This is a genomic window from Bradyrhizobium canariense (assembly GCF_018130465.1).
Taxonomy (GTDB): Bacteria; Pseudomonadota; Alphaproteobacteria; order Rhizobiales; family Xanthobacteraceae; genus Bradyrhizobium; species Bradyrhizobium canariense_C.
The window spans coordinates 38,464-59,576 of record NZ_JAFCKJ010000008.1; the positions used below are offsets into that span (position 1 = coordinate 38,464).

18 protein-coding genes are annotated in these 21,113 nt (G+C 63.7%); 6 read left to right on the forward strand and 12 right to left on the reverse strand.

What is annotated here, in order from left to right:
- Window positions 1–30: 30 nt before the first annotated feature.
- Together JQ591_RS21205 and JQ591_RS21210 are read left to right on the forward strand one after the other, a co-directional pair.
- On the forward strand, window positions 31–396 hold the full coding sequence (locus JQ591_RS21205) for a response regulator (RefSeq protein WP_211397942.1): 366 nt from the start codon (window positions 31–33) through the stop codon (window positions 394–396).
- Between the two features lie 14 nt (window positions 397–410).
- The gene (locus JQ591_RS21210; protein WP_211397943.1) at window positions 411–1,784 is read left to right on the forward strand and encodes a PleD family two-component system response regulator; all 1,374 of its coding nucleotides are present in this window, start codon (window positions 411–413) and stop codon (window positions 1,782–1,784) included.
- A gap of 310 nt (window positions 1,785–2,094) precedes the next feature.
- Here JQ591_RS21210 and JQ591_RS21215 read toward each other — a convergent pair whose 3' ends face one another.
- The gene (locus JQ591_RS21215) at window positions 2,095–2,706 is read right to left on the reverse strand and encodes a TetR/AcrR family transcriptional regulator (RefSeq protein ID WP_211397944.1); all 612 of its coding nucleotides are present in this window, start codon (window positions 2,704–2,706) and stop codon (window positions 2,095–2,097) included.
- A gap of 129 nt (window positions 2,707–2,835) precedes the next feature.
- Between JQ591_RS21215 and JQ591_RS21220 the strand changes: the two genes are divergently transcribed.
- Complete coding sequence (locus JQ591_RS21220) at window positions 2,836–4,074, forward strand: MFS transporter (protein ID WP_211397945.1); 1,239 nt, start codon at window positions 2,836–2,838, stop codon at window positions 4,072–4,074.
- Between the two features lie 42 nt (window positions 4,075–4,116).
- On the opposite strand, the gene arsA is transcribed toward JQ591_RS21220, so the two are convergent.
- The 6 genes from arsA to JQ591_RS21250 all read right to left on the reverse strand — a co-directional run bounded on the left by arsA (window position 4,117) and on the right by JQ591_RS21250 (window position 11,448).
- A complete protein-coding gene (arsA, locus tag JQ591_RS21225; protein WP_211398195.1) occupies window positions 4,117–5,871 on the reverse strand; it encodes an arsenical pump-driving ATPase in 1,755 nt (584 codons plus the stop codon).
- 55 nt (window positions 5,872–5,926) lie between these two features.
- A complete protein-coding gene (locus JQ591_RS21230) occupies window positions 5,927–6,379 on the reverse strand; it encodes a DUF6789 family protein (protein ID WP_211397946.1) in 453 nt (150 codons plus the stop codon).
- Window positions 6,380–6,445: 66 nt separating this feature from the next.
- Window positions 6,446–7,198, reverse strand: a complete 753-nt coding sequence (locus tag JQ591_RS21235; RefSeq protein WP_249137431.1) for a DUF6064 family protein — start codon at window positions 7,196–7,198, stop codon at window positions 6,446–6,448.
- A 114-nt stretch (window positions 7,199–7,312) separates the two neighbouring features.
- Window positions 7,313–8,533, reverse strand: a complete 1,221-nt coding sequence (locus tag JQ591_RS21240; RefSeq protein ID WP_249137433.1) for an acyltransferase family protein — start codon at window positions 8,531–8,533, stop codon at window positions 7,313–7,315.
- Window positions 8,534–9,830: 1,297 nt separating this feature from the next.
- Complete coding sequence (gene rpmG, locus JQ591_RS21245; protein WP_007603295.1) at window positions 9,831–9,998, reverse strand: 50S ribosomal protein L33; 168 nt, start codon at window positions 9,996–9,998, stop codon at window positions 9,831–9,833.
- A gap of 124 nt (window positions 9,999–10,122) precedes the next feature.
- Window positions 10,123–11,448, reverse strand: a complete 1,326-nt coding sequence (locus JQ591_RS21250) for an LLM class flavin-dependent oxidoreductase (protein WP_211397947.1) — start codon at window positions 11,446–11,448, stop codon at window positions 10,123–10,125.
- A 215-nt stretch (window positions 11,449–11,663) separates the two neighbouring features.
- On the opposite strand from JQ591_RS21250, the gene JQ591_RS21255 reads away from it, so the two are divergent.
- The gene (locus JQ591_RS21255; RefSeq protein ID WP_211397948.1) at window positions 11,664–12,206 is read left to right on the forward strand and encodes a hypothetical protein; all 543 of its coding nucleotides are present in this window, start codon (window positions 11,664–11,666) and stop codon (window positions 12,204–12,206) included.
- 73 nt (window positions 12,207–12,279) lie between these two features.
- On the forward strand, window positions 12,280–13,644 hold the full coding sequence (locus tag JQ591_RS21260; protein WP_211397949.1) for a metallophosphoesterase family protein: 1,365 nt from the start codon (window positions 12,280–12,282) through the stop codon (window positions 13,642–13,644).
- Here the strand turns inward: JQ591_RS21260 and JQ591_RS21265 are convergent.
- From JQ591_RS21265 to topA, 4 genes are read right to left on the reverse strand one after another with little or no spacing between them, the layout of a single operon-like run.
- Window positions 13,641–14,402, reverse strand: coding sequence for an NUDIX hydrolase (locus JQ591_RS21265; RefSeq protein ID WP_211397950.1), 762 nt, complete (start codon window positions 14,400–14,402; stop codon window positions 13,641–13,643). The genes JQ591_RS21260 and JQ591_RS21265 overlap by 4 nt on opposite strands.
- Window positions 14,403–14,435: 33 nt before the next feature.
- Window positions 14,436–14,870 carry a DUF983 domain-containing protein gene (locus JQ591_RS21270; RefSeq protein WP_211397951.1) on the reverse strand — a complete coding sequence of 145 codons (435 nt, stop codon included), beginning with the start codon at window positions 14,868–14,870 and terminating at the stop codon, window positions 14,436–14,438.
- Window positions 14,864–17,212 carry a ribonuclease R gene (gene rnr, locus JQ591_RS21275; protein WP_211397952.1) on the reverse strand — a complete coding sequence of 783 codons (2,349 nt, stop codon included), beginning with the start codon at window positions 17,210–17,212 and terminating at the stop codon, window positions 14,864–14,866. The genes JQ591_RS21270 and rnr overlap by 7 nt, the downstream gene beginning before the upstream one ends.
- Before the next feature lie 7 nt (window positions 17,213–17,219).
- Window positions 17,220–19,970 (reverse strand): type I DNA topoisomerase, encoded by a 2,751-nt coding sequence (topA, locus tag JQ591_RS21280; RefSeq protein WP_211397953.1) that lies wholly within the window; start codon window positions 19,968–19,970, stop codon window positions 17,220–17,222.
- 227 nt (window positions 19,971–20,197) lie between these two features.
- Here topA and JQ591_RS21285 point away from each other — a divergent pair, with 227 nt between their 5' ends.
- Entirely contained in the window at window positions 20,198–20,437 is a 240-nt protein-coding gene (locus JQ591_RS21285; protein ID WP_211397954.1) for a hypothetical protein, read from the forward strand.
- 194 nt (window positions 20,438–20,631) lie between these two features.
- Here JQ591_RS21285 and JQ591_RS21290 read toward each other — a convergent pair whose 3' ends face one another.
- Window positions 20,632–21,102 (reverse strand): winged helix-turn-helix transcriptional regulator, encoded by a 471-nt coding sequence (locus tag JQ591_RS21290; protein WP_211397955.1) that lies wholly within the window; start codon window positions 21,100–21,102, stop codon window positions 20,632–20,634.
- Window positions 21,103–21,113 lie beyond the last annotated feature (11 nt).

A 21,113-nucleotide genomic window follows, 5' to 3' on the forward strand; every position in this document is an offset into this window, starting at 1 on the left:
ATCGGTCTGCGGACCAATCAGGAGGGCGGGATGGCTAAGACCGTCCTGATCGTGGAAGACAACGAGCTCAACATGAAGCTCTTCCGCGACCTGTTGGAGGCGCACGGCTACCAGACCTCCGGCACCAGCAACGGCTACGAGGCGCTCGACCTCGTGCGCACGATGCGGCCCGACCTCGTGCTGATGGATATCCAATTGCCGCAGGTCTCGGGCCTGGAGGTGACGCGCTGGATCAAGGACGATCCGGAGCTGCGCAGTATTCCCGTCGTCGCCGTCACGGCGTTCGCGATGAAGGGCGACGAAGAGCGCATCCGCGAGGGCGGCTGCGAGGCCTATTTGTCCAAGCCGATCTCGGTCGGCAAATTTATCGAGACGGTCCGGCGTTTCATCGGATAGGAAGTGAGTTCACAGTGTCCGCGCGTATCCTCGTCGTCGATGACGTCCCTGCCAACGTCAAGCTGCTCGAAGCCCGCCTGTCCGCCGAATATTTCGACGTGATGACCGCCGCGAACGGCACCGAGGCGCTGGCGATCTGTGCCCGCGCCGAATGCGACATCATCCTGCTCGACGTCATGATGCCGGACATGGACGGTTTCGAGGTCTGCCGCCGCCTCAAGACCGATCCGGCCACGCACCACATTCCCGTCGTGATGGTCACCGCGCTCGACAGCCCGTCCGACCGCAACCGCGGGCTGGAAGCCGGCGCCGACGATTTCCTGACAAAACCCGTCTCCGATGTCGTGCTGATCGCCCGCGTGCGCTCGCTGACGCGGCTGAAGATGATGACCGACGAGCTGCGCATGCGCGCCATCACCTCGCTCGAGATCGGCATGCAGGCGCCCGAGCGCACTGCGATCTCCGACACCGGCAAGGGCGGCCGCATCCTGCTGGTCGACGACCGCCAGTCCTCCTATGAGCGGCTGGCGACGATCCTCGCCGCCGAGCACACCATCGACGTCGAGCCGAACCCGACGGAAGCGCTGTTCCACGCCGCCGAGGGCAATTACGACCTTCTGATCGTCTCGCTCGACCTCAACAATTTCGACGGCCTGCGGCTATGCAGCCAGGCGCGCTCGCTGGAGCGCACGCGCCACGTGCCGATCCTGGCGATCGCCGACCCCGAGAACTCGACGCGGCTGCTCCGCGGCCTCGAGATCGGCGTCAACGACTATCTGCTGCGGCCCATCGACAAGATCGAGCTGTTGGCGCGCGCCCGCACCCAGATCCGCCGCCGCCGCTACACCGATCATCTGCGCGACAACGTGCAGAACTCGATCGAGATGGCGATCACCGACGCGCTCACCGGGCTGCACAATCGCCGCTACATGGAGAGCCATCTCGCGACGCTCGCCGAGCAAGCCTCGACCCGCGGCAAGCCGCTGGCGCTGATGATCCTGGACATCGACTACTTCAAGTCGATCAACGACAATTACGGCCACGACGCCGGCGACGACGTGCTGCGCGAATTCGCCGTGCGGGTGCGCAAGTCGATCCGCGGCATTGACCTGGCCTGCCGCTACGGCGGCGAGGAATTCGTCATCGTGATGCCGGAGACCGATCTCCACGTCGCCGGCATGGTCGCCGAGCGCCTGCGCCGCTCGATCGCCGGCGAGCCCTTTGCGATCCACAAGGGCACCAAGCGCATCGAGGTCACGATCTCGATCGGCCTGACCACGCTGGAGCAGAAGGGCGAGGCGGTTGGCGACGTCCTCAAGCGCGCCGACACCGCGCTGTATCGCGCCAAGCACGACGGCCGCAATCGCGTGGTGTCGCACGCGGCGTGAGGCCGCTCGCACAGGCCGGCGCAAAAAAACGCGAAAACAACCCCATGCACAGTAGCCGACGCTAGCCGGATCAATGGCTTATGCGTGAGCAAATGCATCAGCAAAGCCGTTTGACTCGTCGGGCAAAACAGGCGCATTTTGGTAGGATCGCGAATTGAGATGAACACTGAGGCCTAACGCTCAGTGTCGTCCCGGCGAAGGCCGGGACCCATAACCCCGCGAGGGGTTGTGGCTTGAACAGCTAACCACGAGTCTTCGCCAAACTGCTTTTTGTGGGTATGGGTCCCGGCCTTCGCCGGGACGACAGAAGTTATTGCGGCGCGCGCTTGCCACGTTTTATCGCCGGCTTCGCAGCATCACCATCCACCTCCACCCCGGCATTGCGCAGCAGCACCGTCGCCGCTTCCTTGGCGGCACGCGCCATCGCTGGGTCGTCGCGGACGAGGTCCTGCGCGATCGAGCCGTCGACCAGCAGCACGAGCTGCGTTGCAAGCGCCTCCGCGTTCGTCACGCCGAGCTCGTTCAGCCGGTCGCGAAACCAGACGCGGCGGCTTTCCTTGAAGGCGATCGCGATCTTCTTCACTGCGCGGTCCGCCGGGCCAAGCTCGGCGACTGCATTCACGAACGGGCAGCCGCGAAAATCTTTTGCGGCGAAGCGATGCTCCAGCGAATCGAAGGTGGCGAGGATCTGCTCGGCCGGGGGCTTGTCCGAGGGGCGAGGCTGCACGAAGCGGCGCTCCAGATAGGCCGCGATCAGCGCGTCCTTGGAGGGGAAGTGGTTGTAGAGCGTGCGCTTGGAGATGCCGATCTCGGCCGCGATGGTGTCGACGCCGATGGCGCGAATGCCTTGCAGATAGAACAGCTTGTCGGCGGTCTCGAGGATCCGCTGTTTCATCGTCTGTGGGGCGGGCGGGGGAGCCATGCGGTGGTGAATGTCCTGTTCGCTTGACAGCGCACGCCATCCATAGCCTAAGTACACAGGTCTGTGTAACCAAAATCAACTGATATTGCAGACGACGGCGCTCGCGCCGCGCCGATAAGGGAGAAGAAAATGCCCCTGTTGCAGGTCCTGCGCCCGACATTGCCCATCCTGATCGGCGCCTCGATCATGCTGACGCTGAGCATGGGGCTGCGGCAGAGCCTCGGCATCTTCATGCAGCCGCTGACCCACGACATTCATCTGTCGATCTCCGACTTCACGCTGGCGCTGGCGGTGCAGAACCTCGCCTGGGGCTTTCTCCAGCCGCTCGCCGGCGCGATGACCACGCGCTACGGCTTCCGTCCCATCATGATCGCAGGTTCGTTCATGTACATCGCGGGCCTGGTGCTGATGGCGACCGCGAACGGTCTCGTCGCCATCATGATCGGCGCCGGTGTTCTGATCGGCACCTCGCTCGCCTGCACCGCGGCTGCGATCGCGATGTCGGTAGCGGCGCGCGCGGTGCCCGCGACGGTGCGCTCCACCGTGCTCGGAATCGTCTCCGGCGCAGGCTCGCTCGGCGCGCTGCTGTCGGCGCCGATCGGGCAGATGCTCAACGAGGGCTTTGGCTGGCGCGTCGGGCTCGCCGGCTTCGTCATCATGTCGGTGCTGATGATTCCCGCGGCCTGGTATGCCGGGCGCGTCGATGCGATTCCGCTGCCGAAGCCGGCCGCCGACGATATCGGAGATGCCACGGCCGTGACCGCGGCGAAGACCGCGTTCGGCAACGCGTCCTTCGTGGTGATGACCTGTGCCTATCTCGTCTGCGGCATGCAGCTCGTGTTCCTCACCACGCACCTGCCGTCCTATCTCGCCATCTGCGGCCTCGATCCGATGCTGAGCGCGCAGACGCTCGGCATGATCGGCGGCTTCAACGTGCTCGGCTCGCTGTTCTTCGGCTGGGCCGGCCAGCGCTGGAACAAGCTGGCGCTGCTCGGGGCCATCTACGTCCTGCGCTCGCTCGCGCTCGCCTGGTACTTCATGCTGCCGGCGACGCCTGCCTCGACGCTGCTGTTCGGCGCCATCATGGGCTTCCTGTGGATGGGCGTCGGTCCCCTGGTCGCGGGCGCCGTCGCCGAGATGTTCGGCCTGCGCTGGCAGGCGATGATCCAGGGCCTCGCCTTCATGAGCCACCAGATCGGCAGCTTCCTCGGCGCCTACGGAGGCGGGGTGCTCTACGACGCACTCGGCTCCTACACCATGGCCTGGCGCATCGGCGTGGCGCTGGGCCTTGCCGGCGGCATCATCCAGGTGGCGTTCGCCCTGATCCGGCCGTCGCAGCCGCCGGCGCCGGTGTTGCGGACGGCGTAGGGGCGGGCTCATAGGTGCCGGCTTTCTGAGCCTTCGCAACGTTCATGTTAGAGCACGAAGCTGTTCCACACCGGTTGGCGGCTTTGCTCGCCACCCGATGATAAAGGCGCGTTTTGCGAGCCCGCTCTGTACGCGAGCTATCTGCGTCTGCTCCTTGTCGAGCCGAAGCCGCAGCAGAGGATCGCGGGTGCCCGAGACGGTGAGGCTCTTGTTGATGACCCAGCCATACGGTTCGACGCCGGCGCGCCGCAAGTCATCCTGAAGGGAAGCGGCCTCGGAAACCGGCGTCGTCTCCGGCAGCGTCACCAGGATCACCTTTGTGTGGGTCGGATCCTGGAGCCTCATCAGCGGGGTAACGATGCGTCCCGCACCGGTCGGTGCAAGTTGGCTTGTCATCTGGCGGTGATAGGCGCCGGTCGCGTCGAGCAGAAGGAGTGTGTGGCCCGTCGGCGCCGTATCGAGCACCACGAAGGCACTCCGGGCCTCCGCAACGACGTGCGAGAAGGCATGAAAAACAGCGACCTCCTCGGTACACGGCGATGCAAGATCCTCGAGCAGCAGGGCCTTGCCCTGTTCGTCGAGGTCACGGCCACGGCTCGCCAGTATTTTCGCGACATACCGCTCCGTCTCGACCCGGGGGTCGATCCGGTCGACCGTCAGACCTGGCATGACGCCATCGACGACGAAACTGACGTGAGCTGCGGGGTCGGTCGTGCTGAGATGGACGGCATGACCCCGCTTCGCCAACCCCACGGCGATGGCGGCAGCGATCGTCGTCTTTCCGACGCCGCCCTTGCCCATGACCATGATGAGGCCGCGCTTGCCCTGCGCGATGTCATCGACCAACCGGTCCAGGCCCGGCAGGTCGACCGCTTCTGCATTTGACCCGCTGGATAAAACCGATGGTTGATTGGATGGCGAAAGGAGCGCCCTCAGGGCCTTCACGCCGACGATATCGAAGCCAAGCAAAGGAATTTCGTCTCGCGACAGCTTCTTGAGCGACGCGGGCATGGCGGCAAGCGCCTCGTCCTGATCTCGTTCAAGGGCAACTGCGACGACATCATTGGGGTCCGTGGCGTGGAAGCGCCCGTTCACCACGAGAATCTGGTTCGAGAGATTGAGCGCATCAAGTTCGCCCGATGTTCTGGCCGCCTCACGGATCGCCCCCTGATCGGCGCGGGTAACCAAAATGATTGTGGTCTGCTTGGAATCACCCAGGGCCAGGAGCGCCTTGCGAAAGCGGTCCTCCTGGATCTTCAGACCTGAATGCGGGCCGAGACAGGACGCGCCCCGATCGTTGTCCTTGAGAAAGCCGGTCCATGCCTTTGGCAGGCTAAGGAGCCGTAGCGTGTGGCCGGTCGGAGCGGTATCGAATATGATGTGATCGAACCCTGCTATATCGCCGTCCAGCAGTCCCACGAATTCGTCAAAGGCGGCTATTTCGGTGGTGCAGGCGCCGGAGAGCTGCTCGCGCACAGTCGATCGCTCGCCAGCTGTAACCTCTGGCCCAAGCTGTTCAAGCACTCTCTTGCGATAACTCTCGGCAGCGGCCTCGGGGTCAATATTCATTGCCGAAAGTCCGGTCACGCCAGGCACCGGCGTAGGGCGATCGGTCAAGGTGACTTCGAGCATCTCGTCGAGGTTCGACGCAGGATCGGTGCTGACGATGAGAACACGCAGTCCACGGTCCGCGAGGCCAACGGCCGTGGCGCACGCAAGAGAGGTTTTGCCGACTCCGCCTTTTCCGGTGAAAAACAGATATGGGGTTGGGGCGGTCAGCGCGCGAAAGTGCGGCATCATAGGCTGTCCTGCGGCCGGAGCGGTCATATGCCTGGTCTCATATTCGAACAAGTCAGGAATTGAGTGCGTCGTAAACGATGCCCAGGATTACGCTGTAAGTCAGGAGCATCGCCAGCGAGAACAGTGCTGGCGAAATGCCAAGTCCGGCCTGCACTGCGAAAAATCCAAGCCCGATCATGGGAAAGAACACCAACCCCATGGTCGCCCATCCGAGCACGCCGTATGCCATTCCTTTGATCGCTCCGATATTGCCTGGCAGCCATCGATAGAGATGTCCAAAGGCGAGACTGACGAAGGTTGAGCCATTCAGGAATGAAAGTAGCCACGGCACGACTGGATGGATTGCCGTGCCGGTCACATGGCTCAGCGTCGTCTGGAAACTTTCGTAGGGCTGGAATGATGGAAGTAGTCCAGCCCAAAACTTGAAGTACATCAGCAGCGAATGCGCGATGCTTCCGCACAATCCTGCAATAACTGCCTTCCAAATCCTGTTGCCTGAAGGCATGCCAAGCCGTCCATTCTCGGAAGTAGCTTTCCAACATGGGCGCGCGGTCGCTGCCACTCGTTGCAATCATGGGCTCATTTCGGTTGAGGGCGTCAATCTCGTCTCGGCATGTACGGCAGGTGCATGTCGGTTCCCGACGACGACGATCGGAACGGCAATGAAACCGCTAACCAGAAGCAGCCAATCCTGCCGAACGTCCAGGAAGATAGCTGCGCTCCCGCCGATGATTGACCAGATGAAGGGGATCACCAGAAGCCAGTAGGACAAGCGGTCGGGCGTCATAAGTAACAGACCGAAAGTGAAGATGGTAACAGGGCAAGGCGCTACACCGAACATTGGTAACGACGGCCAAGAATGCCCCGTTGCAATTCCGATCATCGGATAGATGAGAGATGCGTAGAGAATAAACCCCGCGCCGATCACCGCTCGAATCCCGAAACTCATCGCGAAGCGAAGTCCGCCGCGGACGACACCCGTGTAGAGCAGTGCCACGCCCTCTATGACGAACAAGGCGCCAAAGGCGAACGCGGCCTTGTTTACCGAGGAGAAGAAGACGCCGTGATAGAAAATACCGGTGCTCAGCCACATCAATCCGAGGACGGCTGAGACAACGCGATCAGAGGCACGGCCTTTCCGGAAAAGGGCGGCCACGGCGATGGCTCCAAGCGTATAAGCAAAAACTTGCGCGGGCCAGATCGCCGTATTGTAGGCCGCGAAGACGCTGAGGAACTGCTCAAGCGTGAAGGGAAGCATGGTGCGCTCCTGCCCGATAGTTTGAGCGTAGAGGACTGCGTTGCTTCGCTGCTTGATGAGGATCAACGTCCCTCAGGGTCAACTCGTGGCCGAGGGGTGACATGGAGGCTGCCCGTCACAGTCGCCGGCACCGGTCTTGCTGACGGCCTTGCGGGCAGCAGAGCTCTTGTGAGAGCGCGGCTAGGACGCCGCGACCTTCACCTTGACCGAAACGGGCAGCGGAAGGCGCAGCCCCGGAGCCAACGCCGGACGTCTCGATTTCGGCTGTCTCTCCGGCAGCTTTCCGAAATACGCGACGGTCAGTGTCAGCGCGCCTCTGACGACGGGCTCGATCTTCGCGCAGATGAACCAGCAGACCAGCACCAGCAGGCCCAGCGCGATCCAGACGGCCGAGGTGGCATCCAGTCCGGCCTGGACCAGGGCACGAATGATCGCGGTGCCAATGACGTTGTGCGTGAGATAGAGCGGATAGGTGATCAGTCCGAGCGTTCTCAAATAGGGCGGTGCTTCGGGAGAAGCTGTGCCCGCAGAGCGCCTGCTTCGCTTCGCGGCAATAGCAATGAGGAGCACCGCGGCCGCCCAGACCGTGATCGGCACAAGAGCCGATTGATCCGAGACGGCGGGGATGGACGTCAAGAAGAAGGAGGCGAAAAAGTAGATTTCCGCTGCGCCCGAAAGACACGTGACGGCAACGGCGACCTGTTCGAGCCTCGTCAATTCTCTGTTCGCGGATATGAACAGCCAGATGCCCAGCGCAAAGAAGCAGCCATGGCTCAACAGGAATGCAGCGCACGGCACCCGAAACATCAGAATGACGAGATAGGGCAGGTCGGATGGCGTCGTGCAGGACGCTACCAGCAGCGCGACGGCATTGAATATTGCGCTGTAGATGGTGAGACCCCAGGCCAGGTGCCGCAGGGTGACCTTCTTCGTGAGCATTGCGCAGAACACGAGGCCATAAAACGCCGTCTCGGCCGCCAGCGTCCAATAGACCTCGTCAAGCCATTGACCCGTGACTCCCTTGGGAACCATCAGCATGGCGTGGATGTAGGGCAGAATGAATTCGGATGCCGGTCCACTGCCAAAGAGAAGCAGAACGAGGAGGGTCGCGGTGGCGCAAACCCAGACCGCCGGATAAATCCTGAGTGCGCGACCAAGAAGAAACTCGCCCGGCGAAGATGTGCTGGCGGAATTCGCGATGACGAAACCGGAGATGACAAAGAAGATTTCAACGCCGACCCAGCCGAACCATGTGAAGGGTGCGGCGGACGGGTAGAGAACATCGGCTGCGACGGTGCGCTCGAAACCCGGGACGTCAATCGAAACCCAGGCCCAGGACCAGAACATCTGGTGAAAAATGGCGACGCCGAGAGCCGCCCAGAAGCGCAGCGGATCCAGCAACGGCAAATGGCTCTTCACGGGGATCAACCAAATTCATTGAACGATCCCGCTGGAGATATTGAATCCTTTCATTGGGCTCTTTGAGGTGGGTCACACTTGCTCCGCCGCTGGGGGACTGCCGGCTCAGCTCTCGTGCCCCCGACGCAGCGCAGCGCTTCTTCAGCGGTGCGCTGCAGAGCCGGGGCCCACGTCTCAGCGTTCTATTGTGCGGCTTTCTGGGTCCCGGTTCTGCGCAGCAACGCTTACGCGTTGCAGCGCGCCCGGGACACGAGAGCACTCAAAACGGGGCCCAGAAGGCCCCGTCGAAATTCTGTAGTCTATCCCGCGATCCTGTTTGGTCTTGGCCTTCGCTGAATCCGACGTGCTCGTGCGCGACCAGCGGGCGGTATGGACTAACGCGCGCGTCCTGGCCGCTTGAGATCGGCGACCTTGAACCTGTTGCCGGCGGCCAGACTGCTGCACAACCAGTGAGCCTTGTTTCGGTTTTCGCCCAGGAACGTTTTGGTCTCGACGCAGTCCAGATAGGATTTGTGAGTGATGGTGTCTCGGCAGGTCGGCGAGAAAGGTCCGTATTCTATGTTGCCGCCCGACTCGCTGCATCCAACCCAGGGCTCCTTGCCTTGTGGGAAGCTTGATGCACAGCCACCGTTGCAGCTGCTGGCGACTTTCTCCAGGCTGGCAATCCTCCCCATCACAGAACCCGGCGCATACGAAGGCGTGCGCGCGGTTGACGTTCGATCGGTTGACGCAGTCCGACGCGGCGCCGTTGTGTTTGCTCCCCGCTCCGACACGTGCGGCCTTGCCACCTGTTTCGGCGCGTCGACCGTGACAGGTGGAATCGTAGCGGCGGATCCAGTCGGGATTTGCGACGCTGCCGGCGCGCACAGCAAGACGGTTGACAAGGCAGCGGCGGCTGAAGGCACGACAAGGCTTGATGAGAATCTCATGACCATGTCCTTCCAATGCCGGGACGGAAATGCCGTGCCGGTAAGTGCACGGTAACATGCATTTCGAAGTGAGCAACCGGGGGTTGATAGAATATCTGCCGATGACTCGCCCCGCAGAGCTCAGCTCTCGCGCCCCGGGCGCCGCGCAGCGTCACTTCGACGGTGCGGCTGTAGAGCCGGGGCCCATGTCTCCGCCGCGTGCCGTATTGCATTCCGGGTCCCGGCTCTGCGCAGCAGCGTTGCACGCTGCAGCGCGTCCGGGACACGAGAGAGGAGGGTACAAAATGAAACGGGGCCCGAAAGGGCCCCGCAAAAGTTCTTCAGTCTATCCGCGATCTGACTTGATCTTCTTACTTGATCTTGGCTTCGCGGAATTCGACGTGCTTGCGCGCGACGGGATCGTACTTCTTCTTGACCAGCTTGTCGGTCATGGTGCGCGAATTCTTCTTGGCGACGTAGTAGAAGCCGGTGTCGGCCGAGGACACGAGCTTGACCTTGATGGTGACCGCTTTGGCCATGTTCAGAACCTCAGGAATGAAGGGAATCTGGAGCCGGCCAAATGGCCCGCGTTGGCCGGCAACCTAGCCAGAAACCGCCTGATGTCAAGATTTTACGGGTCGAAAAGCGCTCAAATCGGCCCGATTACCCCTCGAAGAACCGGTTTTTCGGCCGCGGCAGGCCCAGATTCTCCCTCAAAGTGGGCCCTTCATACTCTTTGCGGAAAATCCCGCGCCGCTGCAGCTCCGGCACGACCTTGTCGACGAAATCGTCGAGGCCGGCGGGCAGGAACGGGAACATGATGTTGAAGCCGTCGGAGCCGCGCCCGACCAGCCATTCCTCCATCTGGTCGGCGATAGTTTTGGCCGTGCCGACGAAGGACAGCCCGCCATAGCCGCCGACGCGCTGGGCGAGCTGGCGCACCGTGAGCTTGTCTCGGGCGGCGAGATCGACCATGCGCTGGCGGCCGCTCTTGCTGGCATTGGTCTCTGGGATTTCGGGAAGCGGTCCATCAGGATCGAAGCCGGAGGCATCCGTGCCGAGGATGACCGAGAGCGAGGCGATGGCGCTGTCGTAGTGCACGCGGCTGTCGAGCAGGGCGCGCTTCTCCCTGGCTTCGTCGACGCTGTCGCCGACCACGACGAAGGCGCCGGGGAGGATCTTGAGGTGCTCGGGGTCGCGGCCGACCTTCTCCATGCGGCCCTTGATGTCGGCATAGAGTTTCTGGCTGTCAGAAAGGCTGCCGCCGCCGGTGAACACGGCTTCCGCGGTCTCTGCCGCGAGCTGCCTGCCGTCTTCGGATGCGCCGGCCTGCACGATCAGCGGCCACCCCTGCACCGGGCGGGCGATGTTGAGGGGACCGCGCACCTTCAGATATTTGCCGTTGTGGTCGAGCACATGCATCTTCGCGGGATCGAAGAACAGGCCGCTTTCGACGTCGCGCACGAAGGCGTCGTCGGCGAAGGAATCCCACAGGCCGGTGACGACGTCGTAGAACTCGCGGGCGCGCTTGTAGCGCTCGGCGTGCTCCATGTGATCGTCGAGGCCGAAATTCAGCGCCGCATCCGGGTTCGAGGTGGTGACGATGTTCCAGCCGGCCCGCCCGCCGCTGAGATGGTCGAGCGAGGCGAAGCGCCGGGCGACGTGATAGGGCTCGTCGAAGGTGGTCGAGCCCGTCGCGATCAGGCCGATCCGCTCGGTGACGGCGGACAGCGCTGACAACAGCGTGAACGGCTCGAACGACGTGACCGTGTGGCTGCGCTTGAGCGCGTTGACCGGCATGTTCAGCACGGCGAGGTGATCGGCCATGAAGAAGGCGTCGAACTTGCCGGCCTCGAGCTTCTGGATCAGCGTCTTGATGTGACCAAAATTGAAATTGGCGTCCGGCCAGGCTCCGGGATAGCGCCAGGCGCCGGTATGGATGCTGATCGGGCGCATGAACGCGCCAAGCTTGAGTTGCCGTTGTGCCATCGCCCGGTGTCCGTTCTTTGTGTCGTTCGGGAAGACATAGGCACGCCGCGGAACTCCGCCATCGGGGGAGGCGGGAAGAATATTTTGTTTTTCGGTGGCCGCTCAGCACATTCGCGTCATCCCGGGCCGCGCCCGGAAGGGCGGAGGAGTCCCATCGAACCGATCTGCCGCTCGCCCCGACCAAGCCATGACTTTCGCTCCCGAGGAGACCTTCGATGGCAGGTGCAATGAGCGTGGACGGCAGCATCGTCCGCATCGACCGGCCCATGCCCTGGGTCGGGCGGCTGCTGTCGCTGCCGCTGCTGGCGGCGAGCGGCTATCTGCTGTGGAATGTCGCGCTCGGCCTGCGCCAGGATTTCTCCGGCTTCGGAAGGCTCGCCGACGATCTCGTGCCGGTGCTGGTGTTCACGGGGCTCGGGCTGCTCGTCGGCATCCCCGGCGTCATCCTGCTCACCTTCCGCTATTTCGTCGTGCTGAACGAGACGCTGCGCCAGATCGTCATCACCAGGCAGTTCGGCCCGCTGAATATTCGCAAGCATCGCGATCTCGCCGACTATCATTTCATCAGCATCACCGACGACTGCGATCCGGAGCTGACGGCCTATGACGTCAATCTCTGCGGCAACAGGGGCACCGAGCCGATTACGTTGATGAGCTTCACCAGGCGCGAAGAGGCAAACAGCCTCGCAAACGAGATCGGCCGCGTCCTCAAGCTGCCGGCGCGCGACTATGTCGGCACCGAGCCTGATGCCGATTAAGGTCCAGCCACGACCTGTTGCTACCCGTTCCGGAAATTGCCATCCTCGCGGCTGATCAATGCGATGGAAGGCCATGACCTCTACGAATCATTCTATCCCTGCAATTCTATCGCGCGGCAAGGGCCATCAATTTCTCCTGTATGGCGACTCCTGCTCGGGCGTACCGGGGGCACCGCACGAAAAGACCTTCGCCTCGGTCAACGCGATCGTTCAACGCCTCAGACCGCAGCCCGAATTCATTCTCTTTCCGGGCGATGAAATCATCGGACTGACGCCGGATCCGGCCGCGCTGCGCGCGCAATGGCGATATTGGCTGGACACGGAAATGGCATGGCTCGACCGTACGGCCACTCCGATGTGGCACACGACCGGCAATCACACGACCTATGATGTGATGAGCGAGGCGGTGTTTCGCGCGGTGCTGGAGCTGCCGAACAATGGGCCGCCCGGGCAGGCGGGTCTCTCCTACTTCGTGCGGCGCGGCGACCTCCTGATGGTGTTCGTCAACACGCTGTGGAGCGGCCTTGGCGGTGAGGGCCATGTCGAGCTCGCGTGGCTGGAAGCAACGCTCAGAGACCATGGCGATGCCCGACATAGACTGGTCCTCGGCCATCACCCGGTGTTTCCCATCAACGGCTTTACGGGGACGTATCAGCGCGAGATCGGCCACGAATATTCCCGTCCGTTTTGGGACATCCTGGTGAACGAAAACGTGCTTGCCTATCTGTGCAGCCACATCCTCGCCTTCGATGTGCAGGCGCATCGCGGCGTCCTGCAGATTTGCACTGCGGGCGCGGGAACGGCTCACAGGATGCCGGAAGGCGTCGAGTATCTGCATTGCGTTCAAGCAGCGCTTGACGAGGAAGGCCTGCGTTATCAGGTGCTCGATGTCGACGGCGTCGTCAGGGAGAGGATGGAATGGCCGTTGCCTGACCCTGATCCCGCCCGGTGGAGAGAGCTGCCGCTCGGAGATGTTGAAGCGCCGTTCAGCGGAATTGTGCAGAGCGGAGGTCGGATCGAGCTGAGACTGACGGGACAAAGCGCCGCGAGCGATGTCGCATCAGCCCAGACGATTTTGACGGCCTTCGCGCCTGGTTCGATCGCGCCATTCTGGCTTGGGCTCCGGGGACCCAAGCAAACTCTGACAGCCATTATTGGTCGTGCGCCGGGGCGCAGTCCGTCCTATTGGTTTGGACCTGATCTTCCAGCAGGCGACAGTTTCGATATTCACGTCACCCTCTATCCGGATATGGGTCCCGGCGGTCTTCTGTACCGCCATCACGCCTCTCTCCGTTGGTCGTCCTTCACCGCTGCGTCGGCGCAAGGGCTGGAGCAGCTTTCGTGGCCCCGGCATTGGGCCATCGGCCACGGACAAGGCGGCAGCGAAGACCGCGCGTTCAGAGGTGCGGCCCTGCGTGTGCAAATCGCTGAGACTTAGCTCAAAATATCCTTCTGCATCTTGCCGCCGTAGAAATGGAAGAACGGCACCGGCGCATCGTGGCGGAGCGGGCCGGTGGCAAGGCGCATGTCGAGCTCGTTGAGCACGTTGCGCGTCATCGGATGCAAATCGGCGAGCGGCTTTGAGCCGAGCTCGACCCAGACCAGCTCGACAAGCTCGGCATCGGCATGGATCACGCCGTCGACGCGGTGGGTGATCGCGGAGGCATCAGCCGTGAAGAAGCGCGTGTCGAACCGCTTGACGCGGCCGGGCGGGGTGATCGCGCGCGCGATCAGGAACAGGCTGGAGGGATCGGGCAGCAGGCCCGCGTCCGCAAATGGCTTCCAGGCGCCTTCGAGTTTAGCCTTGCCCTCGGCCTTGTCTTGAATCTTGCGCCCGAGGCAGAGACCGGTTTCCTCGCAGGCCTCGCGGATCGCGGCAATCGCCAGCGACTTCGCGCGCGAGGCCGGCGTCTTCGGGCTGCCCTTGGCGAGATTGGCTTCCAGCTCGGCGGTGACGGGCGCCGCGCACGGCACGCGATAGTCGTCCTTGTCGACACGGCCGCCGGGGAAGACGAACTTTCCGGGCATGAACACCACGTTGTCGTGGCGCTTGCCGACCAGGACTTTTGGAGTTGCGCCGCTGCGATCGACCAGGATCAGTGTCGCCGCATCCCGTGGGCGGAAATAGGGATGGTGGTCGGCTTCCTTGCCCTCGTGGATCTTGGCCTTGTCGGCTGCCTGCGACGTATCCGTCATGTCCTCACCCAAACCGCTTCTTGTTTATTTTGCTTACACCGGCGGAATACCATCGGTCGGGTTCTCGTCAAACCCGTGCATGCGCAGAGCCCATTGCAATCCGACCACGGCTCCCTTCACCGGCTGCAGGAGTGCGAGCGAGGCGACGAAGGTGAAGGGCAGATAGGCCGCGAAGCTGATCCAGACCGGCGTGGTGTAGTTGGTCTCGATCCACAAAATACTCGGCACCACGATGTGGCCGACGATGACGATGACGAGATAGGCGGGCAAATCGTCGGCGCGATGCGGCGTGAAATCGAGGCTGCATTTTGAGCAATTGTCCGCCGTCTTCAAAAAGGCGCGGAACAGCTTTCCCTCGCCGCAGCGCGGGCAGCGACCGCGAAAGCCGCGCTTCATGGCAGTCCAGACGTCGCGTTTCTCGACGAGGCCGGTCTCGCGGGTCCAGATCTTTGCCGCCGTGCTCACCATGCCTTGCCCTTCTGGCCCTTGCCTTTGCCCTTGGTCTTTTTGCCCTTACCGGGCTTCTTCGGCTTGTCCGGCTTGTGCTTCTTCGCCGGGCTGCGTCCGGGCTGCGCCTTGAACGAGGGGCGGCGTTGCGGACCGGATGACCTGCGGCCCCGCGGCGCGGTCTCGCCGGTCGAGGACAATAGCTCGAAGCGCAGTGCGCCTGCGATGGGTGCTGCTTCGATCAGGCGGACGTCGACGACGTCACCGAGCTGATGCATGGTGCCGCTGCGCGTGCCGACCAGGGCGTGGCGGCCCTCGTCATAGTTGAAATATTCCGTGCCGAGGGACCTTATCGGGATCAGGCCGTCGGCGCCGGTCTCAGCGAGCTTGACGAACAGGCCGGCGCGCGTGACGCCGGAGACGCGGCCCTGGAAGCTCGAACCGATGCGGTCGGCGAGGTGATGGGCGATCAGGCGGTCGACGGTCTCGCGCTCCGCCTTCATCGCGCGCCGCTCGGTCACCGAGATGTGGGCTGCGACTTCGCTTAAGGTTTCCGGCGTCTCGCTGTCGGGCAGCGCGCCTTCGCCGAGGCCGAGCGCGCGGACCAGCGCGCGGTGCACGACGAGGTCGGCATAGCGGCGTATCGGCGAGGTGAAATGCGCGTAGCGGCGCAGGTTCAGGCCGAAATGACCGTAATTCTCCGAGGAATATTCCGCCTGCGCCTGCGCGCGCAGCACGACCTCGCTCACCAGCGGAAAGTGGTCGTGGCCTTCGAGCTGCGCCAGCACGCGGTTGAACAAAGCAGGGCGCAGCGCGCCGCCCTTCGCGAACGGAACGTCCAGCGTCTCCAGGAACTCCGCGAGCGCGTGGACCTTTTCCAGGGTCGGCTCGTCATGCACGCGGTAGATCAGCGGCAGCGACTTCTTCTCGAGCATCTCGGCTGCCGCGACATTGGCGAGGATCATGAACTCCTCGATCAGCTTGTGCGCGTCGAGCCTGTCGGGCACGACGACGCGGTCGACCGTGCCGTCGCTCTTCAGCAGGATCTTGCGCTCGGGCAGATCGAGATTGAGCGGATCGCGCTCGTCTCGCGCGCGCTTGACGCAGGCATAGGCCGCATAGAGCGGCCGCAGGATCGGATCGAGCAGGGGGCCGGTGGTGTCGTCCGGCCGGCCGTCGATCGCGGCCTGCGCCTGGGCATAGCTCAGCTTGGCCGCCGAACGCATCAGGATGCGATGGAAGCTGTGCGAGCGTTTCCGCCCGTCCGGGGCGATGATCATCCGCACCGCGAGCGCGCCGCGCGGCTCGCCCGGCACCAGCGAGCAGAGATTGTTGGAGATGCGCTCGGGCAGCATCGGCACGACGCGGTCGGGGAAATAGACCGAGTTGCCGCGGTCGAGCGCGTCGCGGTCGAGCGCGGTGCCCGGCCGCACGTAGAAGCTCACATCGGCGATGGCGACGTCGACGATGAAGCCGCCCTTGTTGTTGGGATCGTCGTCCGGCTGCGCGTGGACCGCGTCGTCGTGATCCTTGGCATCCGGCGGATCGATGGTAACCAGCGGGACGTCGCGCCAGTCCTCGCGCCCCTTCAGGTTGGCCGGCTCCGCCGCTTCGGCTTCGCGCTCTGCCGCGGGGCGGAATTGCAGCGGGATGTCGTGCGCGTAGATCGCGATCAGGCTGATCGCCTTCTCCGACTTGACCGAGCCGAGCTTCTCCTTGATGCGGCCTGACGCCAGCCCAAAGCCGCGCGAGCGGATGATGTCGACGCTGACGAGATCGCCGTCCTGCGCGCCGTGCATCTCGGTCGGGGCGATGTTCAGCTCGCGGTCGGCGGACTTCTTGTCGACCGGGATGATCCGTCCGCCGCCTTCGGGCAGGCTGCGGAAGACGCCCAGGATACGGCTCTTGGTCTTGTCGAAGACCTTGATGATGTGGCCGCGATAGGCCGGGCCTTCGGTCTCGTCGGCGCGCTCGACGCGCAGCAGCGCGCGATCGCCGACGCCGGCCGCGGTGCCGGGCTTTGGCCGGCGCGGCATTGTGATGAGGATTTTTGGCGGTTCGCCGCTTTCGACCTCGTCCCATTCGGTGGGGGAGGCGACCAGCTCGCCGTCGGCGTCGCGGCCGGTGATGTCGGCGACCAGCGTCGGCGGCAGGCTGTCCGGCTCTGAGATCGCGTGGCGTTTTTTCTTGACGAGGCCGTCGTCGGCGAGCTCACGCAGCATGCGCTTGAGCTCGATGCGATCGGCGTTCTTCAGGCCGAACTCGCGCGCAATTTCGCGGGTTCCGACCTTTCCGGGATTTGCCTTGATGAAGGCGACGATGGCTGCTCTGTCGGGAAAGCCACGGTCATTCTTGCGTTTCACTTAGCCTCTAATTGGTGCCGGCACTCTTCTTGGCCGGAGCTTTGGCGCCAGCTGCCTTGGTCGGTGACGTCTTGATGGCCGAAGTCTTGGCCGACGACGACACGGCGGCGCGCGCCTTGCTGGTGGATTCCGATTTGGGTTTGGCCGCCTTCTTCGCGGCCGGCTTTTTGGTTTTTGGCGCGGCATCGCCGTCGGCAGGCTTCTTCGCCTTGGCCTTGGCCGGCTTCGCCGCCTTCTTCGGCTTCTTGCCGCCGCCCTTGGCCGCGCGCTCGTCGATCAGCGCGATCGCCTGCGGCAACGTGATGGCGTCTTTCTCGATGTCGCTCGGGATCGTTGCGTTGACGCCGCCCGCCGTGACATAGGCGCCGTAGCGGCCGCCCTTCACCGTGACGGTGCCGAGGGTGGGATGATCGCCAATCGCCTTGCCGGGGTCGGCGCCGAAGCGGCGGCTCGGGCCCTTGGCGATCTTCTCCGCGATCAGCGTCACCGCGCGGTTGATGCCGATGTCGAACACTTCATCGCCGGCCTCCAGGCTGGCATAGGTCTTCTCGTGCTTCACGAACGGCCCGAAGCGGCCAAGACCTGCGGTGATCGGCTGGCCGGTCTCCGGATGCTTGCCGATCTCGCGTGGCAGCGACAGCAGTTTGAGCGCGAGCTCGAGCTCGACATCGCCGGGCGAGGTGCCCTTCGGGATGCCCGCGCGCCTGGGCTTCTCGCCTTCGGCATAATCCTTGGCCTCGCCGAGCTGGATGTAGGGCCCGAACCGGCCGGCCTTGACCCAGACGTCACGGCCCGTGTCGGGATCCTGGCCGAGCGAACGATCGGCGGTGGCCTCGCCGTCGGCAGCAAGCTGACGGGTGTAGCGGCATTCCGGATAGTTCGAGCAGCCGACGAAAGCGCCGAACTTGCCGGCCTTGAGATTGAGCCGGCCGTTGCCGCAGCTCGGACATTGCCTGATGTCGCCGCCATCGGTGCGGGGCGGATAGATGTGCTGTCCCAGCATGTCGTCGAGCACGTCGAGCACCTGCGCGACGCGCAGATCCTTGATCTCGTCGACCGCGCCGATGAAGCCGGTCCAGAAATCCTTCAGCACCTGCTGCCAGGAGATCTCGTTGTTGGAGATGCGGTCGAGCTGCTCTTCCAGATTGGCGGTGAAGTCGTATTCGACGTAGCGGGCAAAGAAGCTTTCGAGGAACGCGACCACGACGCGGCCCTTGTCCTCGCCGTGCAGGCGCTTCTTCTCGAGCTTGACGTAGCCGCGGTCCTTGAGGACCTGGAGGATCGAGGCATAGGTCGAGGGCCGGCCGATGCCGAGCTCTTCCATGCGCTTGACCAGCGAGGCCTCGGAGAAGCGCGGCGGCGGCTCGGTGAAGTGCTGGGTGACGGCGAGCGACTGCCGCTTCAGCGCGTCGTTCGCGCTCATCGCGGGCAGGCGGCGGGAGTCCTCGTCCTCCTCGTCGTCACGGCCTTCCTGATAAAGTGCGAGGAAGCCGTCGAACTTGACGACCTGGCCGGTGGCGCGCAGGTCCAGCGTGCGGCCGCCGACCTTCGCCGTGATGTCGACCGTGGTGCGTTCCAGCTCGGCCGATTCCATCTGGCTCGCGATGGTGCGCTTCCAGATCAGTTCATAGAGTCGCGCGTGGTCGGAATCGAGCTTGCGGCTCATGCTGTCGGGGCGGCGCGACATGTCGGTCGGCCGGATCGCTTCGTGGGCTTCCTGGGCGTTCTTGGCCTTGGCCTGGTATTGGCGCGGCGCGTCCGGCACATAGGCGTTGCCGTAATCCTCGCCGATCACCGTGCGCGCCTGGGTGATCGCGGACGGATCGATCTGCACGCCGTCGGTACGCATATAAGTAATGAGTCCGGTGGTCTCGCCGCCGATGTCGATGCCTTCATAGAGCCGCTGCGCGATGCGCATGGTGTGCGCCGGCGCAAAGCCGTATTTGCGGCTGGCTTCCTGCTGCAGCGTCGAGGTGGTGAAGGGCGCCTGCGGATTGCGCCGCGCGGGCTTTGCGTCGACGGAGGTGACGGCGTAGGCGGCCGCTTCCAGCGCCTTCTTGAAATCCTCGGCTTCCGCGCCGGTGCCGATGTCGAGGCGCTGGATCTTCTTGCCGTCGGCGCCGACGAGACGGGCCTCGAAGGCATCGCCGCGCGGCGTCAGCAGGGTCGCGATCAGCGACCAGTATTCGCGCGCGACGAACTTTTCGATCTCGAGCTCGCGGTCGCAGACCAGCCGCAGCGCCACCGACTGCACGCGGCCCGCCGAGCGGGCGCCTGGCAGCTTGCGCCACAGCACGGGGGAGAGGGTGAAGCCGACCAGATAGTCCAGCGCGCGGCGCGCCATATAGGCGTCGACCAGCGCGCCGTCGATCTGGCGCGGATTCTTCATGGCGTCCGTGACCGCCTGCTTGGTGATGGCGTTGAACACCACGCGCTCGATCTTGTGGTCCTTGAGCGCGCGCTTCTCCTTCAGCACCTCCAGCACGTGCCAGGAGATGGCCTCGCCCTCGCGATCAGGGTCGGTGGCGAGAATCAGGCGATCAGCGTTCTTGAGGGACTTTGCAATGTCGTTGAGCCGGCCGGCCGCCTTGGGGTCGATCTCCCAGATCATCTTGAAATTGGCGTCGGGATCGACGGAACCGTTCTTCGCGGGCAAGTCGCGGACATGGCCGAACGAGGCCAGAACCTCGTAGGACGAGCCCAAATACTTGTTGATCGTCTTGGCTTTCGCCGGCGACTCCACAATGACGATATTCATGTAGTTCCAGTAACTTATGGGGAAATTCTGGGCCGAATTCGATGAGATTCGGGTCGGCCCTTTCGCCCCGAACATGGGTGGTGAGGCCGTCGCTGTCAAATCGAGGGGTGTTGAAAGCCATCCCGATGGGAAAAGTTTCATATCGAGAAAGTTGCAAAATACCACCTTTGAGTTGCGGCCGATGTCGGCGTAATGTTTCTGCGGGGCATGGATTCGGGTGGGGGCTGGTGACTAGGCCAGGAAAGAAACGGGCGGGCGCCGCATCGCGCGCGGCGGGAGGCTCGCGTCACGAGGAACCGGGGGAGGGCGGCGTCGAGGAGGCGGTCGCCTTCATCGCCGAGCAGGTCGGGGCATTGCGCAAGCTCGCCGAGCGGCACAAGCTCGACGTGCTGCATTATCTCCTGGGAATGACCAAGCTCGAGGCCGACGAGCATCTGCGGCTGCGGAGCAAGCGCAAGCTGTCGTAGCGGCGAAGACCGAACGGAATCGATTACGCTCGCTCTCGCTCCGGAGTCGTCCTGGCGAAAGCCAGGACCCATACCGCGAGGTCTATCGACCTGAGCGCGGTTGCGAATTCCGGGCGACGAGTCTCCGCCAAACTCCTCCTTGGGGTAATGGGTCCTGGCTTTCGCCAGGACGACGTTGGAGAGACAGCGCGCGGCTATCCCGTCGACCGCCGCCGCGGCGTCGGCCTTGGCTTCAGCGTCGTGTCCGCGGAGCTGAGCAACCGCCCGTCCTCCGCGCGCAGCTCGAGCTTTCGCACCGGGCGGCCTTTCTCGCGATCGACCAGGATGGTCGCGATCTCCGAAGGCCGATCGTCGAATTCCTCGCTCCATTGCCGCAGCGCTACCAACACCGGGAAGGTGCCGCGGCCCTTCGCCGTCAGCACATATTCCTGATAGGCGCTGCCGTCGGAGGCGGGGGCCGTTGCCAGAATGCCGTGGTCGACCAGTGAACGCAGCCGCGCCGACAGGATGTTCTTGGCCATGCCGAGCTTGCTCTGAAACTCGCCGAAGCGGCGCAGGCCGAACAGCGCCTCACGGATGATCAGCAGCGACCACCAGTCGCCGATCGCTTCCAGCGATCGCGCAATCGGGCAGGCGTCGCCCTCGAAGCTCGTTCGTTTCACCATCGTCTTCGTTC